At 72.5% G+C, this 23,312-nt stretch carries 24 protein-coding genes; 12 read left to right on the plus strand and 12 right to left on the minus strand.

The genetic code is table 11. The features are described from left to right. Positions 1-2: 2 nt before the first annotated feature. Positions 3-833 (minus strand): DUF1206 domain-containing protein, encoded by an 831-nt coding sequence (locus ACIP5O_RS27025; protein ID WP_401297496.1) that lies wholly within the window; start codon positions 831-833, stop codon positions 3-5. 185 nt (positions 834-1,018) lie between these two features. Here ACIP5O_RS27025 and ACIP5O_RS27030 point away from each other — a divergent pair, with 185 nt between their 5' ends. Both ACIP5O_RS27030 and ACIP5O_RS27035 read left to right on the plus strand, forming a co-directional pair. After that, positions 1,019-1,828 carry an alpha/beta fold hydrolase gene (locus ACIP5O_RS27030; RefSeq protein WP_401297498.1) on the plus strand — a complete coding sequence of 270 codons (810 nt, stop codon included), beginning with the start codon at positions 1,019-1,021 and terminating at the stop codon, positions 1,826-1,828. 40 nt (positions 1,829-1,868) lie between these two features. Further along, positions 1,869-2,861, plus strand: coding sequence for a glutathione S-transferase family protein (locus tag ACIP5O_RS27035; RefSeq protein ID WP_401297500.1), 993 nt, complete (start codon positions 1,869-1,871; stop codon positions 2,859-2,861). Between the two features lie 364 nt (positions 2,862-3,225). Here the strand turns inward: ACIP5O_RS27035 and ACIP5O_RS27040 are convergent, their stop codons facing one another. Beyond that, entirely contained in the window at positions 3,226-4,452 is a 1,227-nt protein-coding gene (locus ACIP5O_RS27040; protein ID WP_401297502.1) for a PP2C family protein-serine/threonine phosphatase, read from the minus strand. Between the two features lie 245 nt (positions 4,453-4,697). Here ACIP5O_RS27040 and ACIP5O_RS27045 point away from each other — a divergent pair, with 245 nt between their 5' ends. The 7 genes from ACIP5O_RS27045 (at position 4,698) to ACIP5O_RS27075 (ending at position 10,340) form a co-directional block, all read left to right on the plus strand. Continuing rightward, positions 4,698-5,219 (plus strand): DUF6328 family protein, encoded by a 522-nt coding sequence (locus ACIP5O_RS27045; RefSeq protein ID WP_401297504.1) that lies wholly within the window; start codon positions 4,698-4,700, stop codon positions 5,217-5,219. 117 nt (positions 5,220-5,336) lie between these two features. After that, positions 5,337-6,125 (plus strand): PepSY domain-containing protein, encoded by a 789-nt coding sequence (locus ACIP5O_RS27050; RefSeq protein WP_401297506.1) that lies wholly within the window; start codon positions 5,337-5,339, stop codon positions 6,123-6,125. A 224-nt stretch (positions 6,126-6,349) separates the two neighbouring features. Then, entirely contained in the window at positions 6,350-6,886 is a 537-nt protein-coding gene (locus tag ACIP5O_RS27055) for an EF-hand domain-containing protein (RefSeq protein ID WP_401297508.1), read from the plus strand. Continuing rightward, positions 6,883-8,028: an isocitrate/isopropylmalate family dehydrogenase gene (locus ACIP5O_RS27060; protein WP_401297510.1), complete on the plus strand. Its 1,146-nt coding sequence runs from the start codon at positions 6,883-6,885 to the stop codon at positions 8,026-8,028. Before ACIP5O_RS27055 ends, ACIP5O_RS27060 begins: the two co-directional genes overlap by 4 nt. Then, positions 8,025-8,690 carry a cysteine hydrolase family protein gene (locus ACIP5O_RS27065; RefSeq protein WP_401297512.1) on the plus strand — a complete coding sequence of 222 codons (666 nt, stop codon included), beginning with the start codon at positions 8,025-8,027 and terminating at the stop codon, positions 8,688-8,690. Before ACIP5O_RS27060 ends, ACIP5O_RS27065 begins: the two co-directional genes overlap by 4 nt. Further along, positions 8,657-9,568 (plus strand): SAM-dependent methyltransferase, encoded by a 912-nt coding sequence (locus ACIP5O_RS27070; protein ID WP_401297514.1) that lies wholly within the window; start codon positions 8,657-8,659, stop codon positions 9,566-9,568. The genes ACIP5O_RS27065 and ACIP5O_RS27070 overlap by 34 nt, the downstream gene beginning before the upstream one ends. A gap of 109 nt (positions 9,569-9,677) precedes the next feature. After that, entirely contained in the window at positions 9,678-10,340 is a 663-nt protein-coding gene (locus ACIP5O_RS27075) for a hypothetical protein (protein WP_401297516.1), read from the plus strand. Between the two features lie 21 nt (positions 10,341-10,361). Here the strand turns inward: ACIP5O_RS27075 and ACIP5O_RS27080 are convergent, their stop codons facing one another. The 8 genes from ACIP5O_RS27080 to ACIP5O_RS27115 all read right to left on the minus strand — a co-directional run bounded on the left by ACIP5O_RS27080 (position 10,362) and on the right by ACIP5O_RS27115 (position 14,279). Further along, the gene (locus ACIP5O_RS27080) at positions 10,362-10,826 is read right to left on the minus strand and encodes a gas vesicle protein K (RefSeq protein ID WP_401297518.1); all 465 of its coding nucleotides are present in this window, start codon (positions 10,824-10,826) and stop codon (positions 10,362-10,364) included. Next, positions 10,823-11,038 carry a gas vesicle protein gene (locus ACIP5O_RS27085; protein WP_401297520.1) on the minus strand — a complete coding sequence of 72 codons (216 nt, stop codon included), beginning with the start codon at positions 11,036-11,038 and terminating at the stop codon, positions 10,823-10,825. Before ACIP5O_RS27085 ends, ACIP5O_RS27080 begins: the two co-directional genes overlap by 4 nt. Beyond that, entirely contained in the window at positions 11,035-11,868 is an 834-nt protein-coding gene (locus tag ACIP5O_RS27090) for a GvpL/GvpF family gas vesicle protein (protein ID WP_401297522.1), read from the minus strand. The genes ACIP5O_RS27085 and ACIP5O_RS27090 overlap by 4 nt, the downstream gene beginning before the upstream one ends. After that, the gene (locus tag ACIP5O_RS27095) at positions 11,865-12,368 is read right to left on the minus strand and encodes a gas vesicle protein (RefSeq protein WP_401297523.1); all 504 of its coding nucleotides are present in this window, start codon (positions 12,366-12,368) and stop codon (positions 11,865-11,867) included. The genes ACIP5O_RS27090 and ACIP5O_RS27095 overlap by 4 nt, the downstream gene beginning before the upstream one ends. An 18-nt stretch (positions 12,369-12,386) precedes the next feature. After that, complete coding sequence (locus ACIP5O_RS27100) at positions 12,387-12,635, minus strand: gas vesicle protein GvpG (RefSeq protein WP_401297525.1); 249 nt, start codon at positions 12,633-12,635, stop codon at positions 12,387-12,389. Positions 12,636-12,709: 74 nt separating this feature from the next. Beyond that, a complete protein-coding gene (locus ACIP5O_RS27105; protein ID WP_401297527.1) occupies positions 12,710-13,426 on the minus strand; it encodes a GvpL/GvpF family gas vesicle protein in 717 nt (238 codons plus the stop codon). A 3-nt stretch (positions 13,427-13,429) separates the two neighbouring features. After that, on the minus strand, positions 13,430-13,885 hold the full coding sequence (locus tag ACIP5O_RS27110; RefSeq protein WP_401297529.1) for a gas vesicle structural protein GvpA: 456 nt from the start codon (positions 13,883-13,885) through the stop codon (positions 13,430-13,432). A 28-nt stretch (positions 13,886-13,913) separates the two neighbouring features. Next, positions 13,914-14,279 carry a gas vesicle protein gene (locus tag ACIP5O_RS27115; protein WP_401297531.1) on the minus strand — a complete coding sequence of 122 codons (366 nt, stop codon included), beginning with the start codon at positions 14,277-14,279 and terminating at the stop codon, positions 13,914-13,916. Between the two features lie 205 nt (positions 14,280-14,484). Here ACIP5O_RS27115 and ACIP5O_RS27120 point away from each other — a divergent pair, with 205 nt between their 5' ends. Continuing rightward, positions 14,485-15,336: a histone protein gene (locus ACIP5O_RS27120; RefSeq protein ID WP_401297533.1), complete on the plus strand. Its 852-nt coding sequence runs from the start codon at positions 14,485-14,487 to the stop codon at positions 15,334-15,336. Positions 15,337-15,339: 3 nt separating this feature from the next. Beyond that, the gene (locus ACIP5O_RS27125; RefSeq protein ID WP_401297535.1) at positions 15,340-16,455 is read left to right on the plus strand and encodes an SRPBCC family protein; all 1,116 of its coding nucleotides are present in this window, start codon (positions 15,340-15,342) and stop codon (positions 16,453-16,455) included. Positions 16,456-16,530: 75 nt separating this feature from the next. On the opposite strand, the gene ACIP5O_RS27130 is transcribed toward ACIP5O_RS27125, so the two are convergent. Further along, complete coding sequence (locus ACIP5O_RS27130; RefSeq protein ID WP_401297537.1) at positions 16,531-17,742, minus strand: S8 family serine peptidase; 1,212 nt, start codon at positions 17,740-17,742, stop codon at positions 16,531-16,533. A 327-nt stretch (positions 17,743-18,069) separates the two neighbouring features. Further along, positions 18,070-20,343, minus strand: a complete 2,274-nt coding sequence (locus ACIP5O_RS27135) for a catalase (RefSeq protein WP_401297539.1) — start codon at positions 20,341-20,343, stop codon at positions 18,070-18,072. Between the two features lie 667 nt (positions 20,344-21,010). Here ACIP5O_RS27135 and ACIP5O_RS27140 point away from each other — a divergent pair. Then, the gene (locus ACIP5O_RS27140; protein ID WP_401297541.1) at positions 21,011-23,203 is read left to right on the plus strand and encodes an ABC transporter ATP-binding protein; all 2,193 of its coding nucleotides are present in this window, start codon (positions 21,011-21,013) and stop codon (positions 23,201-23,203) included. Positions 23,204-23,312: the final 109 nt, after the last annotated feature.

The raw sequence follows: 23,312 nt of genomic DNA on the forward strand, positions 1-23,312 counted from the left end.
GATCAGACGTCGCGCCACTTCGCCTGGCCGAAGGAGAAGATTCCGAAGAGGACGAGCCCGACGGCCACGGCGACCAGCAGCCACGGCCCGGCGGGGGTCTGCGCGAACGAGCGGATCGCGTCGTCCATGCCCTTGGCCTCGTTCGGGTCGAACTCGATCGCCGCCTTCAGGCCGAAGAAGCCGATGGCCGCGAAGACGAGCCCGCGTCCGACGCCGCCGACGATGCCGGTCACGTCCATGAAGCGCCGCTGCTTCTCGGACATCGTGGCCCACGTCAGGTGCTTGCGGTACTTCCGCATCACGGCCCGGCCGCCCATCCACAGGCCCGCGCCGAGGAAGCCCAGGGCCGCCGCGCCGACCAGCCACTGTCCGGCCGGCAGGTCGAGGAGACGGCCGGTGATGTCGTGGCTCTGCCGGTCGGTCGAGCCGGCGCCACTGTCCCGGTTCCCCGTCGCGAAGGACAGGACGAAGAAGGCCGAGACGGCGTAGAAGACGGCCCGGGCACCGGACACGGCCCGCTTGCCCGGCTTGTCGCCCTTCGGGCCCGCGCTGCCGAACAGGGCCTCCGAGAGGCGCCACAGCGCCATCCCGACGAGTCCGATGCCGAGGGCCCAGAGCATCACGGCGCCGAACGGCGTCTCGGCGACCTGGGCGAGGGCGCCACCCTTGTCGGCCTGTTCGCCGGTGCCCGTCAGTCCGATGCGTACGGCCAGGATGCCGATGAGCAGATACAGCACTCCCCGCGCGACGAAGCCCGCCCGGGCTCCCGCTCGTACCACGTCCCCACGGGCCGCTCTTCTCGCGACGGCCGTGGTCGACCCCCCTGCGCTCATGCCCATTCACCCCTCTCGGATCGGAAGGACCGGGTGCCCCGTCTTCGGCGTTCGAACCCCCGTGGCGCGTTCGAACGCCGAGCGGCGCGTGCCGTGCGAACCGGTGCGGGCCACCGTTTGCGGCCCTCCGGGGCCCGGCGGAGACTGGGCGGGGCAGGGGGCCGATCCGGAGAGGGCCTGGGACGATGGGCGCTTACGCTGACCTTCCTGGGGTCAGGACCTGGTACGAGACCGAGGGCGACGGCGACCCCCTGGTCCTGCTGCACGGCGGCTTCTGCACCAACGAGACGTGGGGCGCCCAGCGCCCCGACCTCGCCGGCGAGTACCGCCTCTTCCTGCCCGAGCGGCGCGCCCACGGGCACACCCCCGACGTGCCGGGACCGCTGTCGTACCAGGACATGGCGGACGACACGGTGGCGTTCCTGGAGCGGGGGGTCGGGGGCCCGGCGCATCTGGTCGGGTGGAGCGACGGCGGTGTCGTCGCGCTGCTCGTCGCCGCCGCCCGGCCCGATCTGGTCCGCAGGGTCGTGGTGATCGGGGCGAACTTCCGCCCCGGGTCCGAGTGCTTCGTCGATCCGGCGATGCTCGACGGGATGACGCCCGACAGCCCGGACATGGAGTTCTTCCGCGAGATGTACGCGGCGGTCACGCCGGACGGCGCCGACCACTGGCCGGTGGTGGCGGCCAAGGTGGTCGAGATGTGGCGGACCCAGCCGGTGCTCGCCCCCGAGGACCTGGGGCGCGTACGGGCACCCACCCTGGTCGTGGCCGGCGACGACGACCTCATGACGCTCGAACACACCGCCGCCCTCTACCGTGCGATCCCGGAGGCCCTGCTGGCCGTGGTGCCCGGGGCGTCCCACCTGGTGCCGCTGGAGCAGCCGGCCCTGGTCAACCGGATGGTCCTCGACCACCTGGCGCGGGACTCCGCCGTCGAGACGATGATGCCGGTGCTGCGCGCGGCGCCCGGTGCCCCGGGCGGTGCCCCCGACTGAGCCCGGGCGGAACCGTACGGCGCGGGCTACCCTCGGGGCCATGGCTGGCGACGGTGAGTACGAGCGCGACCGGAACTACATCACGACGAGGATCACGGCCGACGGCCGGGACGGCTGGCCCGTGGAGCCGGGGCGGTACCGATTGGTCGTCGCTCGCGCGTGCCCGTGGGCGAACCGGGCCGTGATCGTCCGGCGCCTCATGGGCCTGGAGGACGTCCTGTCGATGGGCATCGCCGGGCCCGTGCACGACGAGCGCAGCTGGTCCTTCGACCTGGACCCGGACGGCAGGGACCCGGTCCTCGGCATCGAACGGCTCCAGGAGGCCTTCTTCCGGCGGGACCCCGAGTACGCGCGCGGCATCACCGTGCCCGCGATCGTCGACGTCCCCACCGGCGCGGTGGTCACCAACGACTTCGCGCGGATCACGCTCGACCTGGGCAGCCAGTGGACGGCCCATCAGCGGGACGGCGCGCCGGAGCTGTATCCGGAGAAGTGGCGCGACGAGATCGACGACGTGGCCGAGAAGGTGTACCGGGACGTCAACAACGGCGTCTACCGGTGCGGTTTCGCGAGCAGCCAGGAGGCGTACGACCAGGCGTACTGGAGGCTGTGGGACCGGCTGGAGTGGCTGGAGGAGCGGCTCAAGGGCCGGCGCTACCTGGTCGGGGACACCCTCACGGAGGCCGACGTCCGTCTCTTCACGACCCTCGTGCGGTTCGACGCCGTCTACCACGGCCACTTCAAGTGCAACCGGCGGAAGCTGACCGAACTCCCGGCGCTGTGGGGCTACGCGCGGGACCTGTTCCAGACGCCCGGTTTCGGCGACACCATCGACTTCGAGCAGATCAAGACGCACTACTACGTCGTCCACCGCGACATCAACCCGACCGGGATCGTCCCCCTGGGCCCGGACCCCCGGGGCTGGCTCTCGGCGCACGGGCGGGAGGAGCTCGGCGGGCGTCCGTTCGGCGACGGCACGCCGCCCGGGCCGCCGCCCCCGTCCGAGCGGGTGCCGCCGCTCGGCCACGGCTGAGCCGGACGCGCGCCGCCCCCTCCTCGCACGCACGTCGGCCCCCGCCCGTGAACAGGGCGGGGGCCGACGTGCGTGACCCTCAGGTCAGCGGTTCCGGGGCGGGGCCCGGCGGAGGCAGCGGGCCCGGCTGCGGGAAGGGCTCCGGGGGCGGGACCGGGGCCGGCGGGTCCGGCTCCGGCTGGGGCGGCGCGGGCGGAACGGGGTCCGGGCCGCCGGGCACGGGAGCCGGTCCCGGCAGCGGTCCCGGGTCGGGGGCCGGGCCGGGTCCGGGCGGGGGCGTGGGACTCGGAGGGACGGGGTCGTTCGGGGGCGTGCTCATGAACCCTCCTGACGGTTCACCGTGATCTTTCTGTCGAATCCGCGCCTACCCTCGTCCGGAACGGCCACTCATCCCGGGGTCCGGTCGTGTTCCCCCGCCGCGTCCGCCGGGGTGCCATTCGGTGAGCAGGATGGTGGCGTCGTCGCGCAGTTTGTGGCCCTGGTGCTGCCGCAGTCCCTGGACCAGGCGCCGGAGGGCCTCGGGGGCGGGGGCGCCGGCCGCCGTGGCGCGGATGACGGTGTCGGCCAGCCGTTCCTCGCCGTAGAAGTCCCCTCCGGACGAGCGCGCCTCGGTGACGCCGTCGCTGTAGAGGAGGATCCGGTCGCCGGGCTGGAGGCGCTCGGTGTGCTCGGTGGGCGGCGACTCCCTGAGGAATCCCCAGCCGAGCGGCAGGTCGGGCTCCCGGTCGAGGACTTGGGGGAGGACCCTTCCGTGGCGGATCAGCAGGGGCGGCGGGTGGCCGCAGTTGATCCAGGTCAGCCGTCCGTCGGAGGTGTCCAGATGGGCGACGACGGCGGTCATGAGGCGGTCGGTGAACCAGGTGTCGAGGATCTGGTCGATCGAGGTGACGATGTCGCTCAGCGAGCCGCCGGAGCGGCGGGCCGCCCGGCAGGCGGCGAGCCCGGCCGCGCTGGCTCCGCCGGAGGCGAGGTCGTGGCCCATGGAGTCGATGACGGTCAGGTGCAGGCCGCCGTCGTCCAGGGTGTGGTCGAAGGTGTCGCCACCGATGTCGTACGCGGGTTCGAGGACCGCCGAGGAGGTGACCTCCGACGTGCCGATGGTCCGCGGCGGCAGGAAGGCCCACAGCAGTTCGGCCTGCACCGTCATCGCCCGCGCGCGTTCCGTCTCGACCAGCAGGTCGCTGTGGGAGGACTTCGACACCACGAGCAGGGCGGCGACCCCGGCGAGCGCCTCGCCGCGCCCGAGCAGGCCGTCGTCCAGGGCGGGCGCCGTCACCATCAGGACGCCGATGCGTTCGACCCCGTCGATCATCGGCAGCCAGGCGGTGGCGCCGTCCCTCGACCGCTGCACCCGCTGCGTGCGGTAGGCCAGGCCCGCCAGCGAGGTGTCGACGTCGAGCGTCGCCTGGTCGACGCCATCCGTCTGGGGCAGTGCGATGAGCCGGATCTGCTGGAGGTCGGTGACGTACATGGCCGTTCCGCTGAGTCCCATGCGGCGGCCCGCGTCCTGGACGAGGCCCGCGAGCTCCCGCACGGACCGCAGGTGGGAGCGGGCCAGCAGGTCGCCCAGGACATCCTCGTACGTCGACACACGACCTCCGCTGCTCTTCTCCGGCGTCTTGCGGCGGCGTGGAGCGGCCCGTCCTCCCCCCGGGTGCCCCCGGGGTGGCTCTTAGGCTACGCAGGCCCTCCGGTGATCGCACCCTCCTCGCGGGCGCGTGTTCGCGGGCCCGGGGTGCTTCCCGCCGGGCCGGAAGGCCGGACTGCGCACATCCTGGGAAAAGAAAAGGCAAAGCCCGGGCGGATGCGAGGCCGACCTACGGGAAAGAGGACGCCATGACTGAGGACGTGATACCGGACGATGACCGGCGGACCAGAAGAAACGAGACGCCCGAGGAGCGCGCGGACCGGCGGTGGACCGAACTCATCCAGGAGATCCGGGTCGCCCAGACCGGTGTGCAGATCCTCCTGGGCTTCCTGCTCACCGTGGTGTTCACACCGCACTTCCAGGACCTGGAGCAGACCGACAAGACGATGTACATCGTCACCGTCGTGCTCGGTTCGCTGGCGACCGGCGCCCTGATCGGACCCGTGGCCTTCCACCGCATCGTGTCGGGTCGCCGCATCAAGCCCCAGGCGGTCGTCTGGGCCTCCCGGCTCATGTTCACCGGCCTCATCCTGCTCCTCGCCACGCTGACCGCGGCGCTCTTCCTGGTCCTGCGCGTGGCCACGCACGACGGTTACGTGCCGTGGCTGGTCTCCGGAGTCCTCGCCTGGTACCTGGTCTGCTGGTTCGGCCTGCCGCTGTGGGCCCGGATCCGCTACACGAACGGGGACGAGCAGCCGTCCGAGCGCTGAGGCCGCGGGCGGGGCGCCGGGCGGGTTTACCCCGTCCGGACCGGAGGAGGGCCGCGATCGGGTGGTTGCGCGGGTCGGTGCGTCACGGAGCGGGGGACCCGGGTCAGGAATAGGGGCATGAGTACCTCTCTGCGACATCGACTGCGCGGCCCGGTCATCGCCTGCCTCGCCGCGTCCTGCGCCCTTCTGCTCGCCGCCTGCGGGTCCGAGCAGAAGGACACCACCACCACGTCCGGCCGCATCGCGCCGACCCAGACCGGGAGCACCGGCAACCCGTCGGCCTCCGCCTCCCCTTCGGGGTCCGCCTCTCCCTCGGGCTCCGCTTCGCCGCGGCTCACCGACGACCAGGCCGAGCGCCAGAAGCTCGTCCCGGCCACGAAGGTCACCTGGGACAAGGCCACGCAGACCGCCGTGGCCGCCGTGCCCCAGGGCAAGCTGGTCGAGACCGAGCTCGCCTGGGCGCCGCCGAACGCCACCGCGAGCGGGAGCGCCCGGCCGAGCGGCAGCGCCTCCGCCTCCGCCGGTGCGTCCGCCTCCGCGAGCCCGTCGGCGAGCGCGGGCATGCGGACCCCGGCGTGGCACACGAGCGTCGCCGCGTCGGACGGCACCCTCCACGACGTATGGGTCGACGGCGTCAGCGGCAAGGTCATCAGCGACAAGCCGGACGCGGACCAGGACGCCGAGGACAAGCAGAAGCTGGCCGACCGGTTGAAGCGGACCACCGTCACGCCGGAGCAGGCGGTCCGGACGGCCACCCAGGACGACAAGGGCACCGTCACGGCCGTGGAGCTGGACGACGACTCCTGGTCGGTGGACGTCGTCGACACCGGCAACTGGAACAAGACGACGTACGAGGTCTCCACGACCGAGCGACGGGTCCTCCGCCAGGAAGTCGACCGCGACTGACCGCTCTTCCCGGCCCGTTCACTCCTCGCCCGTTCCGGCCCACCCGGCCGGAACGGGCGCCACTTTCCAGCTTCCCGGCGTGTCATGCACCGCCCGGCGAATTGCATTCGATCGTGTACAACAGACCGCATTTGTACACCGAAAGCGTCTCGGCACCCCGATAGTGGATCAGCGGCCGGGCGCGTGACCCGGCGTCATCCTCACCGAAAGCCGGGTGCATCTCCATGCCCACCACCGAGGCCACCGACCGTGTGCAGCTCGTGTTCTCGCTCTTCGACGCCGACGGGAACGGCTTCCTGGAGCCCGCCGACTTCGAGCTGATGGGGAGCCGGACCGTCGCGGCGCTGCCGGCCGCCGACGAGAAGGCCGGGACGAGGCTCCTGGCCGCCTTCCGCCGGTACGGGGACACGCTCCTGGCCGAGCTGGACGCCGACGGCGACGGGCGGATCAGCCCCGAGGAGTTCACCGCCGTCGTGCTCGACCCGCAGCGGTTCGACGCCGCCGTCGACGAGTTCGCCGAGGCCCTGTCCGCGATGGGCGACGTGGACGGCGACGGCTTCGTCGCCCGTCCCGACTTCCTCGCCCTCATGACCGCCATCGGCTTCGACCGGTCCAACATCGAGGCGCTGTTCGAGGCCTTCGGGCCGGTGGACGGCGACCGCGTCCCGGTGGCCGTCTGGGCGGACGGGATCCGGGACTACTACCGTCCGGAGAAGGCCGGCATCGCCGGGGACCGTCTCGTCGCCGGCGCCGTCCGATGACCGGGGAGAGCGGGCGGGAGGCTGCGGGGGCCTCCCCGTTAGACGGTGTCCGGCCCGTGATCGGGCTGGCCGTGGGCCGCGGCACGGGCCCGGAGCTGGCGGACGTCTTCGAGCGCGTGCTGGGCGCCCTCACCCCCGGCGGTGCGGGGACTGCGGGGGCGGAGGTCGTCCGCTCGCCGCGCCTCTACCACTCCTACGTCTCGCTCCGCCGGGACCACGACGTCGCCGCCGTGCAGCGGCTGACCGCCGAGGACGCCGACCACTACGAGGCGTGGTGCCGGGACCTGGCCGGGCGCGGCACCACCGCGGTCTTCCGCACCGCGATCAACGCCCAGTCGCTGTACCTCGTCCGGCGCCGGCTGCGCGCCGTGAAGGTCGACCTGCTGACGGCCGGGGGACGGTCGCTGCTGCTGGTACGGGACCAGGCCCAGGGCTTCTACACCGGCGAGAACACACACACCGCCGGCGAGGTCACCCGCACCCTCACCTTCAGCCGTGAGGTCACCGGGGCGGTCGTCGAGCACGCCCTGGAGCGGGCCCGGCGCACCTGGCCGGACGGGCGGATCGGCCGGATCGTCATGGCGTACAAGTTCCATCTGCTCGACGGGGCGTTCGACGCGTGGGTGGCCGACCTGTCCGAGCGGTTCGGCGTACGGATCGAGGTGTTCCAGCCGGACACGGTCAACCGCAACCTGCTCGCCCACGGGCTGCCCGACCGCACCCTGCTGATCGCCGGGAACGAGTGGGCCGACATCATGCACGTCATGCTCCTCGACCGGTACGGCTCCAACCGGCAGGAGAACCGCTGCACGGAGAACGTCTGCCTCGACCCGGCGCTGCGCGGCCTGGTGGAGTACCAGACGGTGCACGGCTCGGCCGACGACCTGGCGGGCCGGGACCTGGTCAACCCGGTCGCCACGATCAGGGCCGCCGCGCTCGTCGCCGAGCACCACGCCGGGTACCCCGGTGCCGTGGCGGCCGTGGAGGCCGCCCTCGCGGTCCTCGACGAACGGGGCGTGCGCACCCCCGACCTCGGCGGCCGGCACTCCACGAGCGACGTGGTCGACGCCCTGGTCGGCGCGCTCGGCGTCCCCGGACCGGACAGCGCGCCGCGTGACGCGGCCCTGGTGGGCGGCCCGTGACCGCGTCGGCGCGCACGGCCCTGGTCGTGGTGGACCTGCAGAACGACTTCTGCGTGAGTCCCCTGGCCAGGGCCCGGTTCCGGGGCGACCCCGCCGTCCTGGACGCCGTCGTCTCCTCGGCCGCCGGAGCGGCCGCGGAGGCCCGGCGCCGGGGCGTGGAGGTGGTCTTCGTCCGGTTCACCGGCGACCCCGGCCGGCAGGGAGCGAGCTGGCGGCTGCGGGACCGGGCCCGGGGCAGGCCGCCGAAGTGCCTGGAGGGCACCTGGGGCGCGGAGTTCCACGGTGTCCTGCCCGCCGCCGGGGAGGCCGTCTTCACCAAGCGGGCCTGCTTCGACGCCTTCCTCGCGGCGGGCTTCGAGGAGCACCTGCGGGCCCGGGGCGTCGAGCACCTGGTGTTCGCGGGCCTGTTCGCCGACGTGTGCGTGGACTCCACCGCCCGGACCGCGTTCCAGAAGGGCTTCCACGTCACCGTACTGACGGACTGCACCACGGCCCTGCACCTGCCGTACGAGGAGGTCCTCGCGTTCATGCGCGTCCTCTACGGCGCCCGTACCCCCGCGTCGGACGACCCGTCCGTGTGGGACGTCCCCGCGGTCGAGACGCGGGGGGAAGAGGAAGAGGAGGGGAAGTGCGCACCGGAGCCGGTCCGTCCCCGGGGGTGACGGCGGGCGTGGGCCGCACCGCCCTGCTGGTGGCCGCCGCCCGCGCCGTCGAGACCCACCGTCCCGACGCCCTCGCCCGCGATCCGTTCGCCGCCGCCTTCGTCCGCGCGGCGCCGGACGCCGCCGACTGGCCGCTCCATCCCGACGAGGTCCCCGGCGGTGCCTCGGACCCGCTGTGGGGCAGGCTCGGCCGGTACTTCGGACTGAGGACCCGCGTCCTGGACGACCACCTGCTGGCGTCCGCCCGGGCGGGCGTGCGTCAGGTGGTGCTGCTCGGCGCGGGTCTCGACTCCCGGGCCTTCCGGCTCGACTGGCCCGCCGGGACCGTCGTCCACGAGATCGACTCGGCCGACGTGCTGGCCTTCAAGCAGTCGGTGCTCGACGGCACGGGGGCGGAGCCCGTCGCCGAACGCCGTCCGTGCGCCGCCGACCTCCGGCACGACTGGACGGAGGCCCTCCTGGGCTCCGGAACCGGCTCCGGCTTCGACCCGGCCGCCCCGACCGCCTGGCTCGCCGAGGGCCTGCTGCTCTACCTCCCAGCCGAGGCCGAGCGGCGCCTGATCGACGACGTGGACCGGCTCAGCGCCGCCGGCAGCACGCTGGCGTACGAGATCAAGGAGGTGACCGCCGAGTCGCCGCGCGTGCGCGGCGGATCCGTCTACACGGCGGCGCGCGAGCGGGTCGGCATCGATCTGCCGGGCCTCTTCGCCGCGGGACCGCGCCCGGACTCGGCCGGGGTCCTCGCGGGCCGGGGCTGGCGGGTGGCCGTGCACCGCCCGTACGACTTCACCGCGCTCCACGGCCGGGGCCCGCTCCCGGAACCGGACGACGCCCTGGCGGCCAACCGCTGGATCTTCGCCACGGCCGACCGTCCCTGATCGATCCGCCGGGCGGACCACCGGAGAGGGTGGAGCCGCGCGGCCGGTCTCCGGGAGGGCCGTACTGTGGGCGTGATCATCGTCGGGGCGAGGACGCACGGGGGCGCGCATGACCATCCACCGACCGGGGCTTCCGGAGGACCTCCCCTCGGGGGAGGCGCTGTGGGGCCGGTGGGCGCTGCTCGCCGCCATCGGAGCCACCGCCGCGAAGGAGGAGCGGGCGAGCGGCTACCGCACCGGCCTCTGGGTCGACGCCGAGGGGCTCCACCACGACGACTCCGGCTGCACCTGGTGGACCATGTCCAGGAGGGGCGAGGGCCGCTTCGTGCTCTACGGCGAGGACGAGTCGAGCGGCGTGAGGTGGCACGGGACGCCGATCGACATGCTGGCGGGCGGGCCGGACTGGCTCCCGTACGACGAGCTGCGCGACCGGATCGAGGGCTACGAGCTGGGCTGCGTCTACTGGTACGAGGACGGGGCCTGGGCCCGCGCGTCGTACCCGGACGACCTGCGGGACGACGGCCTGGACTGCGGCATGCGCGGTCTCGTCGACCGGGAGCAGGTGCTGGGCGAGCTGTCGGACCACGTCGACGACACGGACGGCGACGGGGCGGGCGCGGCGGGTTTCCTGGCCGACGCCGAGGCGCACCGGCTGCGGCCGGAGCCCTTCCTCGCACGGTTGCGGCCCGCCCGCCACGACGACGGACCGCTGGACCTGCCCGCCGTGGCCCGGGCCCTCGCCCTGGCGGGCGTCACCGTCTCCGCCCGGTGACGTGGGCCGGACCCGTGGTGTTCAGTCCTCCCGCGGCAGCAGGGGACCGAGCGGGCCGAGGTCGAGGTTGAGGTCCTGGAGCGTGTAGCCGTGCTCGGCGCAGAGGTCGGACAGGGCGTCGTGCAGGGCCATCAGGGTGGCGCCCAGCTCCTCCTCCTGGTCGTCGGTGAGGTCGCCCGCGTCGACGCGCCGCAGCGCCTGCCTCTCGATGAGCTGGCGCAGGAGTTCCACGACGGTGAGGACGAGTTTGAGGAGGTCCTCCTCGACCGACTCGTGGTCGGTCCGGAGCCGGCGCGCGGGGCTCGGGGGCTCGTCGGCCGGGGTGGGCGGGGCCTGGAGGAGACGGAAGGCGTCGTTCAGGGCGCTGCCCGCCCTGCGCAGGGGCGGTGGGGTCTCTTGGAACGGCTCCGCCCCGGGGGCCGTCTTCGGGAGCGGCCCGGGAGGGGTTCTCCGCTCCCCCGGCACCGGGTCCGCCCCGTCGTTCACGGCCGCTCCCGGTCCACCGGTGCCAGCGGGTCCGCCTCCGAGTCGACGGACACGATCAGGGCGCGGAGCGAGATGCGGACGAGGTCGATGTCCGCGATCGACAGGACGATGTCGCCGGAGAGGACCACTCCCCCGCTGAGCAGCCTGTCGAGCAGGTCGACCAGGGCGACCTGCCGGCCGGGCAGCGACTCGGTGGGCCGGGAGACGGTCATGGCGTCCGCCCCTCCCCGACGGTCTCGGGTTCGGGCGGCGTGGCGAAGGAGTACGGGGCCCACGGCCCGGTCACCTCGACGCGCACGCCGTCGAGGCCCTCCACCGCGGCGGCGAGCGCCGTGCGGAACTCTTCGGCGCGGGCGTGCGGGACGAGGTAGGCGTCATTGAGGACGTTCTCCTCCGGGCCCGCCAGGGCGCCGCGCTGGGCGGGGTGGCGCACGCGGCGCGTGCTGAACCGGGAGGCCAGGGCCTCGACGCGGCCGGCCGCCTCCTGGGCGTGCCGGTGGCGGACCTCCTGGGCGCTGTGCTGGGCGCGGCGGCGGCGCAGATAGGCCTTTCCGGGGCTGAGGGAGGCGTCGGCGGCGGTACCGTCCCGGGGCTCCGAGGGGCCGGCGGAGCCGGTGGGGCCCACGTACAGCTTGACGCCGAACTCGCTCCGGCCGCGGAGGAGGGCGATCCGTTCGGCGAAGACGCGGCGCTGGGCGGTGAGGGCGTGGCGGGCGCGGTCGTCGTTCTGGTAGACGGTCGCCAGGCGCAGCGGGAGGACGGTGTCGTGGCGGGCGACGGTCTGGACGACCTCGTGGTGGGCGCGGGCGACGCCCTCCAGCCACTCCAGGTCCTCGAAGCGAGCCTTCAGGGTCCGCTCGTCGAACTCGTCGGGTGCGACCCGGCTGACGACGAACGCGACGGGGTCCGGTCCGGGCGTCGGGAGGGACAGCAGGGACACGGAGGCCCCCGACACCCCTCGGAGGTCCTGGAGGGACGCGCGTACCTCCCGCGTGTCCGGAGCCGCGGCGTACACGTAGGTGAGGTCTTCGTGGCCGTTCATCTACCGCGCTTCCGTGGTGTCCCGCCCCTCGTTCTGCGGCGGGGGGCCGCTTCGTCGTCCGGCTCCGCGTCGTCGGGGACCTCTGCGTCGTCGTAGACCTCCACGTCCTCCGTGTCTTCCGTGTCCTCATAAGCCCCCGGTTCCAGGGGCTCCCCCGTTTCGAGCCTCTCGCGCCGCAGTGCCTCCAGCTCCGCGCGGAGCCTGCGGTTCTCCTCCGCCAGGGGGCCGCCGGTGTGCTTCGAGGAGAGCGAGGGGTCGTGCTCCCACCAGTCGATGCCCATCTCCTTCGCCTTGTCGACGGAGGCGACCAGGATCCGCAGTTTGATCGTCAGCAGTTCGATGTCGAGCAGGTTGATGCGGATGTCCCCGGCGATGACGATGCCCTTGTCGAGCACCCGCTCCAGGATGTCCGCGAGGTTGGCGGAGGAATTCGGTCCGTACGGCACCGGCGCCGCCCGGGAGGGGGCGGATCCGAACCGGTCGGGCAGGGGGTCAGACACGGCGGCCTCGCTTCCGGGTCACAGCAGCCCCCGCCGGTGGGCGTCGATCTCGTCCAGCCGGTCGAGCAGCTCGTCCTCGCGCCGGTCGAAGGCCTCCTGGTCGATCTCTCCCCGTACGAGCCGGCTCTCCAGTTCCCGGAGTTCCCGCCAGACGGGGGCCGGGTCGTAGTACTCCTCCTCGGCCTCCTCCACGACCCGCCGGGCGATCCAGACGGCGCCGCGCACCGGGGCGACGGGAAGCGTGAGCAGCTGTGTCAGCAGTCCCATCCTCTCTCTCCTTCTCCCTCCTCGTCCGTCTCCCGCCACCGGACGAACCACCGGACCCCGAACCACCGGGCGAGCTACTGGACGAAGCTGTACGGCGGCAGGGGGCCGTTCAGCCGGAACTCCACCCCCTCCCCGAGCTGCCGGACGAGGCCCGACTGCGCCGCGAGGAACTCCTCCTTCCGGTCGTCGGAGACCAGCAGCGAGAGGTTGAGGAAGTCGTCGCCGGACGCCGGCCGGACGTTGTGCTCCTCGGCGTACGGGACGAGGGCGTCGGCCAGTCCGGCCGCGAGCGCGTCCTGTCGTTCCTGCACCTGTGCGGCAACCATCCGGCCGAGGGTCAGCGGGAGCTGGGGGTCCGGGTCGCCGGCGCGGATCCGCTCGTTGAGCTCCCGGGTCTCGGGGGTCTCCCGCAGGATCTGCCGCAGGAGCTCCTCCTCGTTCTGGGAGGCCCGCACGTGGTACTCGGCGCAGCCGGCGAGCCGTTCCAGATTGGCGAGGTGGCCGTCGGCGTCCCTGCGGAGCGCCTGCTCGACCGTCGCCTCGTCGGCGGCGGTGTAACCGAACTGGAGGGGCAGGACGGGGCCGCCCTCCATGAGGCGCTCCTGCACCTCCTGGTGGATCAGCAGGTCGCGCCGCTTGGGCCGGATCTCCTCGGAGACGTCGCTGACCACGGCGTACAGCGGTCCGCACGCGAGGGCGCGCACCGGGGACGGATCGGCGCCGACGCCGGTCATGTCCTCGACGGCGAGGGGATGGTCCTCCCCCGTGATCGCGTAGACGTAGAGGGCCATCGGTCACTCCTCCTCCCGGCGCGCCGTGCGTCGGGCGGGAGGCCGCCTGCGTCGGGGAGCGGGCTCCTCCTCCTCGTCCGGTTCCTCGTCGTGGCGGGACTTCCCGGTCAGGGACTCGGTGACGGCGTCGACCGCCCCGCTGAGCGCTCCCTTGGACTTGCCGTGGGCCCCGCCCTCCATCATGCCGCCGACGACCTCGGGAAGCTGCGCCGGAGCCTTGCGGCCGGATTCGAGGTCGAGCCTGTTGCAGGCCTCGGCGAAGCGCAGGTAGGTGTCCACGCTGGCCACCACGATCCGGGCGTCGATCTTGAGGATCTCGATCCCCACCAGCGAGACGCGGACGAAGATGTCGATCACCAGGCCCCGGTCCAGGATGAGCTCCAGGACGTCGTAGAGGGTGCCCGAGGAGCCTCCGCCCCTGCCTACGGCGCTGCCGCCGCCCTGCGGCACCATCGTCATGGCGCCTCCCTTCACGGCCGAACCGTTCTCAGAACGGCCGATCGATCATCCCGCGGCTGTAGCGGCGGGTGCGTTCGAAGGAGATCAACGCGCCTTCCTCGTCGAGTGAGACCTTGTAACTGGCCAGCACGCTGGTCGTGTCGGGGATGCGCTCCAGCTCCACCACTTCCACCTGCGCCTCCCACCCCGAATCGGTGGGTTTGAGCGAGGAGACGGATTCGGGCGGTCGGCCGAGCAGCTTCGCCAGTTGCTCGGCGGCCGAGCTCATCGCCGATCCGGCGTCGACGGCCTTCGCCCTGCGCTGCGCGGGTCCGCGCCGGGTGGGGGTGCGTTCCCGCCGCTCGGCGTCGGCGCGCGGGGCCCGCCGGGGACGATCCGAATCTGCTGAAGCCATGTGGCACTTCCAGAAGACGTACAGCCAGTTAAGGCTAGAATTTCACGATATAGGGACAAATGCCACGTCCGGGAGAACAGGCTCGTTCCCCACCGCCCGAACGGGGCGTCCTCCGAAGGCATATGCGCGGAGGTACGGCCCGTTACGGAAAGTTCCGTATGAGGCGGCGTCGAGGCTGTGGGTGCCCGGTGAAGGGACAGAGGCCATGGATGACACGTCCAAGATCGCCCTGGCGGCCGCAGTGGCCGGAGGGTACGTGTTGGGACGGACGAAGAAAGGACGCCTCGCGTTCACCGCGGCGACCTATCTGGCAGGGCGCCGCTTCGGCCTCGAACCTCGGCAGCTCATGACGGAGGGCCTGAGCAAGCTCAAGGACATACCGCAGGTCGCGGAGATGGGTGACCAGTTGAAGGGCGAAGCCCTGAACGCCGGTCGCCAGGCACTCAAGGCCGCGGCCAACCGCAAGCTCACCGACCTCGCCGACTCGCTCCACGAACGGACGCTGGCGATCGGCAGCGGCGGCGACGAGGACAACGAGGAGGACGAGGAAGGGCGTTACGAGGACGAGGACCAGGAGGACTACGAGGACGAGGAGTCGGAACCCGAGCAGTACGACGAGGACGAGGAAGAGGGTGCGTGGGAGGAGGAAGAGGAACCGGAGGAGGAAGAGCCCGAGGAAGAAGAGGAACCCGAGGAAGAAGAAGCCGAACCCGAGGAGGAAGAGGAAGAGGCCGAACCGGAGGAGCCACAACCGCGCCGGTCACCGCGCAGGGCTTCCCAGGCGCGCGGCGGGGCGGCAACGGCCAAGAAGAGCGCACCCGCCAAGAAGACGGCGGCCAAGAAGACCGCACCCGCCAAGAAGAGCGCGCCCGCCAAGAAGACGGCGGCGAAGAAGACCGCACCCGCCAAGAAGAGCGCGCCCGCGAAGAAGACGGCGGCACGCAAGGCGACGGCCGAGAAGGCCGCGCCCGCCAAGAAGAGCGCGGCACGCAAGCCGGCGGCGAAGAAGACCGCAGCGAAGAAGACGGCCGCGCGCAAGCCGTCGGCGCGGAGGTAGGCCATGGCACCCGAAGACCGCACCCAGGAAAAGGAGTCGGGATCCGGGCTGGACCGCCTGCTCGGCGAACTCGGGGGCTTCCTCTCCGCCCAGACCGGGCAACTGGCCGAGAAGGCCACGGACAAGCTCGGGGACGTCACCGGACAGCTCCAGGACGTGGCCGACAACGGCGGCAGCATCGCGGACATCGGCGGGCGCATGCTCCAGGGGGACTCCCCCGTCAAGGCGATGGTGGGCCACTCCATCGGCGGCCTGAAGGACAAGGTCACCGATGCCGCGTCGAACCTGTTCGGCGGCGGTAAGGGCAAGCGCAAGAGCGGGACCCAGAAGATCACCAGCATCGTCGAGACGGTCGACGTGGGCGCTCCGCTCCGGAGGGTGTACGACCACTGGTCCCAGTACGAGGACTTCAGCGGCTTCGCGAAGGGCGTCCGCAACGTCTCCCAGGGTGACGAGACCACCAGTGACTGGAAGGTCAAGGTGGGTCCCTCCACCCGCAGTTGGAAGGCCACCGTGCAGGAACAGGTGCCGGACGACCACATCATCTGGACCTCGGAGGGAGCCAAGGGGTCGACCCGGGGCTGCGTCAGCTTCCACGAGCTGGGCCCGTCGCTCACCCGGGTCCTGGTCACCGTCGAGTACTACCCCTCCGGCTTCTTCGAGAAGACGGGCAACGTCTGGCGCGCCCAGGGCCGCCGGCTCCGGCTCGACCTGAAGCACTTCCGCCGGCACGTCACCCTCACCGACGACGAGCCGGAGGGCTGGCGCGGCGAGATCCGCGACGGCGAGGTGGTCCGCACGCACGAGGAGGCCATGGAGGAGGAACAGGAGGCGGAACAGGAGGAGGGGCAGGAAGAGGACGGGTTCGACGAGGAGGAAGAGGAAGGAAAGCCGGAGGAGGAGTACGAAGAGGACGGTGAGGACGAGCCCGGGGAAGAGGACGAGGAGGAGTACGAGGACGAGGACGCCGAGGACGCCGAGTCCGCCGAGGCCGGCGAGGAGGACGAGTCCGGCGAGGAGGACGACGAGGGTTACGAGGACGAGGACGAGGACGGAGAAGAGGAGGAGGACGAGGAGGAGGACGAGTCCGCCGGCCGCCGGGGGCGGCGCGGACGCTGATCCCCGCCGTACGCGAACGGGCCCGCCGCGCCCTCGTGGGAGGGGGCGCGGCGGGCCGTCGTCGGGCGGTTCGGACTACTCCACGATCTTCAGGAGCTTGTTGGCGGTGCCGGGAGAGGCATTGCCGATCTTGTCGGCGGTCGCGCCCCCGGTCAGCGCCTCGGCGACCTGGGCCGGGGTGGCGTCGGGGTGGCCGGCGAGGTAGACGGCGGCGGCACCGACGACGTGCGGGGTGGCCATGGACGTACCGGAGATGGTCTTGGTTCCGGTGTCGCTGTCGTTCCAGGCGGAGGTGATGTCCGAGCCGGGGGCGTAGATGTCCACGACGGAGCCGAAGTTGGAGAAGCTGGACTGCTGGTCGTCCTTGGTGGAGGAGGCGACGGTGATCGCCTCGGGCACGCGGGACGGGGAGCCCTGGCCGGCGTCGGAGGACTCGTTGCCGGCGGCGACGCCGAAGGTGACGCCGGAGGCTATGGCCTTCTTGACCGCTTCGTCGAGGGCCGGGTCGGCGCTGCCGCCGAGGCTCATGTTGGCGACGGACGGGCCCTTGTGGTTCTGGGTGACCCAGTCGATGCCGGCGATGACCTGCTCGGTGGTGCCGGAGCCGTTGTCGTCGAGGACGCGGACGGCCACGATCTTCGCCTTCTTGGCGACGCCGTGGGTGGTTCCGGCGATGGTTCCGGCGACGTGGGTGCCGTGGCCGTTGCCGTCCTGGGCGGTGTCGTCGTTGTCGACGGCGTCGAAGCCGTCGGAGGCGCGGCCGCCGAAGTCGCCGTGGCTGACGCGGACGCCGGTGTCGATGACGTACGCGGTGACGCCCTCGCCCGCGGCGTCGGGGTAGGTGTACTTCCGGTCGCCGGCGGTGTCCGCCTGGTCGACCCGGTCCAGGCCCCAGGAGGGCGGGTTCTCCTGGGTCTCGTTGATGGTGAAGGTGCGGTTCTGGACGACCTTCGCGACGGCCGGGTCGGCGGCGAGGCGCTTGGCCTCGGTCTCGGTGAGGTTGTTGACGGAGAATCCGTTGACCTGGGAGTCGTAGCTGCGGCGCAGGGTGCCGCCGTACTCCTTCGCCAGCTCGGTCTTGCCGGCCTTGTCGGCCTTGTCGCCGAGCAGCACGACGTAGCTGCCCGCCACGGCGTTCTCCGCGCCGAGGCCGTGGACGGTCCCCTCGGCGGGGGCGGGGGCGGCACCGGCGAACGGTCCGACGGCGACGGTCACTCCGGCCGCCGCGGCGATCGCGGTCGCGACGGCGACGATCCTGAACTTGCGGGCACGCTTGTGAGTTGCCATGAAAGAAGGCTCTCCTCGTCAGGATTTGTGGGGGGTTGGGCCTCCGGAAGGAAACTCTCCGGCGGCTCGCTCGAAACCCTGGCCGATTGACGAGTGCAAATCAACGGGCCTTCACAGAGCTATGACTTTCTCAACAAGGTTTCTTAAAAAGTGAAGGGACAAGTCACCTCAACTCGCCCTTTGGTTTCGGAACTTGAGGCGCGGTGGAGAGGGCGGGCGCCGTGGTGCGGGCTCCGACGGGCCGACGCGGAGCAGAGGAAAACGCAGACGGGTGTGCCCGCCGTACCTGCGTACGGCGGGCACACCCGTGGTGCGGACGAGGAGGGATCAGAGCGCGGCGGGGAACCGGTCCCAGACCCGGTGCTTGGCCAGGAGCGGGGTCAGCCCCGACAGGACCGCCTCACCGCTGTCGGCGAGGACCACGCCGGGCGCGTCGGCGGGGACGGAGGAGGCGTTGAGGACGGACTCCGCGCCCGCCCAGCCGCCGATGGCCTTGGCGTGCCGGAACGCCTCGGAGAGGAGGAGCGCCAGGCGCGGGTCGACGGGCGCCGCGCCCTGACCCGGCTCGCCCGCCTTGGCGTCACGGGCCCCCTGGGCGTCGGCGCCCGGGGCGGGGGCGCCGGCGACGACGAGGGCGTCGAACTCGATCGAGCGCGCGGTGGCGAAGGTGCGCTGGACGGTGATCGGGTCGTCGGCGCCGCCGATCGTCCCGCCCGCGGGCGCGATCACCAGCGGGACCATGCCCGCGTCGAGCACCGCCTGGCGCAGGGTCCGCACGCCGTCGGCGTCGGTGGAACCGTCGGAGACGATGCCGATGACCCGCCCGTCGGCGGGCCACTCCCCGCCGATCTGCGAGAGCGCGGGGCTCGGCTGGGCGTCCGGCGCCGGCTCGGTGGCCGTCGGGACGGACATGCCGAGGCCGGTGGCGACCTGGGTGCACAGCTCGGTGTCGATGTTGGCGAGCGCCTGGAGCTGGCGCTCCTTGATGGCGTTGTCCCAGCACTTGCCGAGCTCGAAGGTGTAGGCGGCGACGATGTGCTCGCGCTCGACCGGGGTCATGCTCAGCCAGAAGAGGCGCACCTGGCTGAAGTGGTCGGCGAAGGAGGCGGGCGCCTCGCGGACCTTGCGCGCGGCCGGCAGCTCCACGGGCACCTCGACGAAGGCGCCGGTGTCCGCGCCCGCGAAGAACGGGCAGCCGCCGTCCAGCGAGTTCGGCTTGTAGGGCGCGACGCCGGTGTGCACGGCCTGCTGGTGGAAGCCGTCGCGGAGCATGTCGTTGACGGGGGCGTGCGGCCGGTTGATCGGGATCTGGTTGAAGTTGGGCCCGGCCAGACGGGTGATCTGGGTGTCCAGGTAGGAGAAGAGGCGCCCGGCGAGCAGCGGGTCGTCGGTGACGTCGATGCCGGGGACCAGGTGGCCGACGTGGAAGGCGACCTGCTCGGTCTCGGCGAAGTAGTTGGACGGGTTGCGGTCGAGGGTGAGCAGGCCGATCGGCCGGACCGGGGCGAGCTCCTCGGGGACGATCTTCGTCGGGTCGAGCAGGTCGATGCCCTCGAAGGTCTGGTCGGGCGTGTCGGGGAAGGTCTGGATGCCCAGTTCCCACTGCGGGTACGCGCCCGCCTCGATGGCGTCGGCGAGGTCCCGGCGGTGGAAGTCGGGGTCCACGCCGCACGCGATCTGCGCCTCCTCCCAGACCTGGGAGTGCACGCCCAGCTTGGGCTTCCAGTGGAACTTCACCAGCGTCGTGGCGCCCTCGGCGTTGACCAGGCGGAAGGTGTGGACGCCGAAGCCTTCCATCGTCCGGTAGGAGCGGGGGATGCCCCGGTCGGACATGTTCCACATGGTGTGGTGCTGGGCCTCGGTGTGGAGCGACACGAAGTCCCAGAAGGTGTCGTGGGCGCTCTGCGCCTGGGGGATCTCCCGATCCGGGTGGGGCTTGCCCGCGTGGATGACGTCGGGGAACTTGATGGCGTCCTGGATGAAGAAGACCGGGATGTTGTTCCCGACCAGGTCGAAGACGCCCTCCTCGGTGTAGAACTTCGTCGCGAAGCCGCGGGTGTCGCGGACCGTGTCGGCCGAGCCGCGCGAGCCGAGCACGGTCGAGAACCGGACGAAGACCGGGGTCTCGGCGTCGGCGGCGAGGAAGGCCGCCTTCGTCACGCCCGCCGCTGTGCCGTACGACTGGAAGACGCCGTGCGCGGCGGCGCCACGGGCGTGGACCACGCGCTCCGGGATCCGCTCGTGGTCGAAGTGCATGATCTTCTCGCGCAGGTGGTGGTCCTGGAGCAGGACCGGCCCTCGCGGGCCCGCCTTGAGCGAGTGGTCGGTGTCGTACAGGCGGGTGCCCTGGGCGGTGGTCAGGTACGAGCCGCTCTGGGCAACCCGCGCCTGGTCCGCGCCGGTCGGCTGGCCGGTGGGGCTGACCGTCTCCGGACCGGTCTGGTCCGGCTTCGGCGGCAGCGGCCCGCGCGGCTCGGTGGGCTCCTCCACCGGTACCGGCTCCGGGGAAGGAGCCCCGGGGACGCCCTCGGCGGGGCCATTCTCCCGGAAGGGCTCGGTCAGCTTCTCGACGGCCGCTTTGAGGGGGTTCTCGGGGGACATCGTCTCTCCGTGGTCGGGGGCAGGGGACTCCGTAGCCATGACCGGTCACCGGGGCGCCGTAACGGATGCGCCGCCGATCTCCGTCCAACGGCACAGCGCCGGCCGCGTCGGCGTACCGGCGGGCCGTTTCGAGGCGGCTCCTCCGGTGCGCCGGGCGCGGACGGGCCCGTCGGGTGGGAGCGGCGGACCCGATGCCGTCATCCCCGGGGAAGGGAGCCGGGGGTGACGGTCCGTACGGGGGCCGCTCGCTCACCGGCCGCCTGCCCCTTCGATCGCGCCCCACACCTGCTTTCCCGGTCCTGTACTCGAAGTTCCTCGGCGGGGACATTCTCCTTTCGGCCATGTGGACGGTGAGGCGCGTGCCCCGCGCCGCAGGGATCGGTGTACCCGGCACGAACACCCATTCGCCCGCCCGCGCGGTTCGCGCCGCGTCCGAAACACATGTGTTCGACACGCCCGGGGGTCTCGTTGGACTCCACGACACTCCGCTTCACTCCACCTCCTCACCTCCGGAGGCCGCCTTGCGTCCCGTATCGATCCCCCTTGCCGCTCCCCTTCCTCCCCCGGTCCCCCTGCCGGCCGCCGCCCGTCTCCCGGCCGCCGCGCCGTATGCCCGCCGTGTCCTCGGCACCTTCACCTCACCGCGTCCGGAGCGGAGGGGGACGGCATGAGTCGCGGCAACGGCGCTCCGGGGGCGACGGCGGCGGAAAGCACCTCGGCCTCCGAACAGCTCCTCTTCGGCGGCGAGCTCACCTACGACTACGGGTGGGGCGCCCACAACGGGGCCTGGCTCGGGCTCAGCCTGCGCTCCATGGCCGCCTCGCTGCCCCGGCAGGTCGCGGTCGCCGTCCGCCTCGCCCGCCGGGCGGACCCGCGGGCGCTCACCACCGTCGCCGTCGGCGAGGCCGCCCACGGCGTCACCCAGGCCGTCTCGCTGATCGCGGTCAACGCCCTGCTCGTCGAGCTGCTCGCCCCCGGCGACATCACCGGCCGACTGCGGGCGGCGCTGCCGTCGCTCGCGCTGGTCGCCGTCCTCGCGGTCGTCGGATCGGCCTGCAAGTCGGCGTCGACCGCCGCGACCGGAGTCCTGGAGCCGAAGGTCCAGCGGGCGGCGACCGAGCGCTACCTCGGCCTGGTGGCCGGGGTGGAGCTGGAGGCGATCGAGGACGACGCCTTCCACAAGCTGATGGACTCCGCCCAGTGGGGCGCCGAGTCGGCCCGGCGGATGGTCGTCCACTGCACCGCCGTCGTCGCCTCCGTGGTCTCCCTGGTCGCCGCGGCCGGCGTCCTGACCGTGCTGCACCCCGCCCTGCTCCCGCTGCTGGTCTGCATGGCGCTGCCGAGCGCCTGGGGGTCGCTGACCATGGCCCGTCACCGGTACGTCAGCTGGCACCGCTTCGTGCAGCACGTGCGGGCGGGCCAGCTCATCAGCCGGCTCCTGATCGACCAGCAGGCGGCGGCCGAGGTCCGCGTCCACGGTGTCGCGCCGTTCCTCCTGAAGCACTTCCGGCAGATGGCGGAGACCAGCGAGCGGGAGCAGACCCGGCTCGCCTGGATCGGCGCCCGCACGGGCCTGTTCTCGGACTCGGCGCGCGGGATCGCGACCGTCGCCACCTACGGCGTCCTCGGGCTGCTGCTGTGGACCGGGCGGATGGACCTCGCCGTGGCCGGTACGGCGGTACTGGCGATCCGCACCGGATCCGCCAGCATCACCGACCTCGTCCTGCGCGTCACCGAGGTCCAGGAGGAGGCCCTGTTCGTCGCCGACCTGGAGACCCTGTGCGAGGAGGCCGTGCGGCGCGCCATCCCCACGGGCGGGCGCGACCTGCCCGAGCGGTTCGACGAGATCCGGTTCGAGAAGGTGACCTTCACCTACCCCGGCGCGGACAAGCCGTCCCTGCACGAGGTGGACCTCGTCATCCCCCGGGGCCGGACGGTCGCCCTCGTGGGACGCAACGGCAGCGGCAAGTCCACCCTGGTCCGGCTGCTGAGCGGGGCCCGGCTCCCCGACACCGGCCGGGTCCTCTGGGGAGGCGTGGACACGGCCGGGGCCGACCGGGCGCAGGTCTTCGACCGCGTCGCGATGGTCGCCCAGGACTTCTACCGCTGGCCCTTCACCGCACGGGTCAACGTCGGCATCGGCCGCCCCGGAACCGCGATGGACGACGCCGCGATCGGGGCCGCCGCCGGGTACGCGGGGGCGGACGAGGTCGTCGCGAGCCTCCCGCGCGGTCTGGACACCCTGCTCGCCCGCGGCTACAAGGGCGGGCAGGAGATCTCCGGCGGCCAGTGGCAGAAGATCGGCCTCGCCCGCGCCCGGTACCGCGACGGGACCGTCCTCATCGTGGACGAGCCCACGAGCGCGCTCGACCCGGCCGCCGAGCAGCGGGTCTTCGACCAGATCCACCGGCTCGCCGGCACGGGGCAGACCACGGTCCTGATCACCCACCGCCTCCACAGCGTGCGCCACGCCGACCTGATCTACGTCCTCGACGAGGGGCGGGTCGTCGAACAGGGCACCTTCGAGCGGCTCATGGACCCCGCCACGGGCACCGGAGCGTTCCGGACGGCGTACGAGCTCCAGGCGCGCCAGTTCACGTCCCCGCCGGTACCGGCGCAGTCCGGCCCGACGGAGCCCGATCCGGCACGGTCCGGTCCGGCGGCGGGCGCGCCGGGCGGAGCACCCGTGCCCCTCGGCCCGCTCGACGAGGGACAGGTGCCGTCATGCGCGGCCGGTGCGGCCGGGCTCGCCGTCGGCGTGGTCGGCGGCACGGTCGCCGCCGAAGTCGTCGACGAGGTGGGCGACTTCTTCGAGGGCGACGACGAGGAGGAGGCCGAGGACGGAGGTGACGAGGGGTAGCCCTCCCCCGCCGCGATCGGTTCGCCGCGCCGGCCTCCCGCAGGCCGGCGCACGGACACATACCGTAATTTTCTACACTGCTGTAGATTTCTCGACACTGGTACTCGAT

Origin of the sequence: Streptomyces sp. NPDC088915 (assembly GCF_044749825.1) — a bacterium.
Lineage (GTDB): Bacteria > Actinomycetota > Actinomycetes > Streptomycetales > Streptomycetaceae > Streptomyces.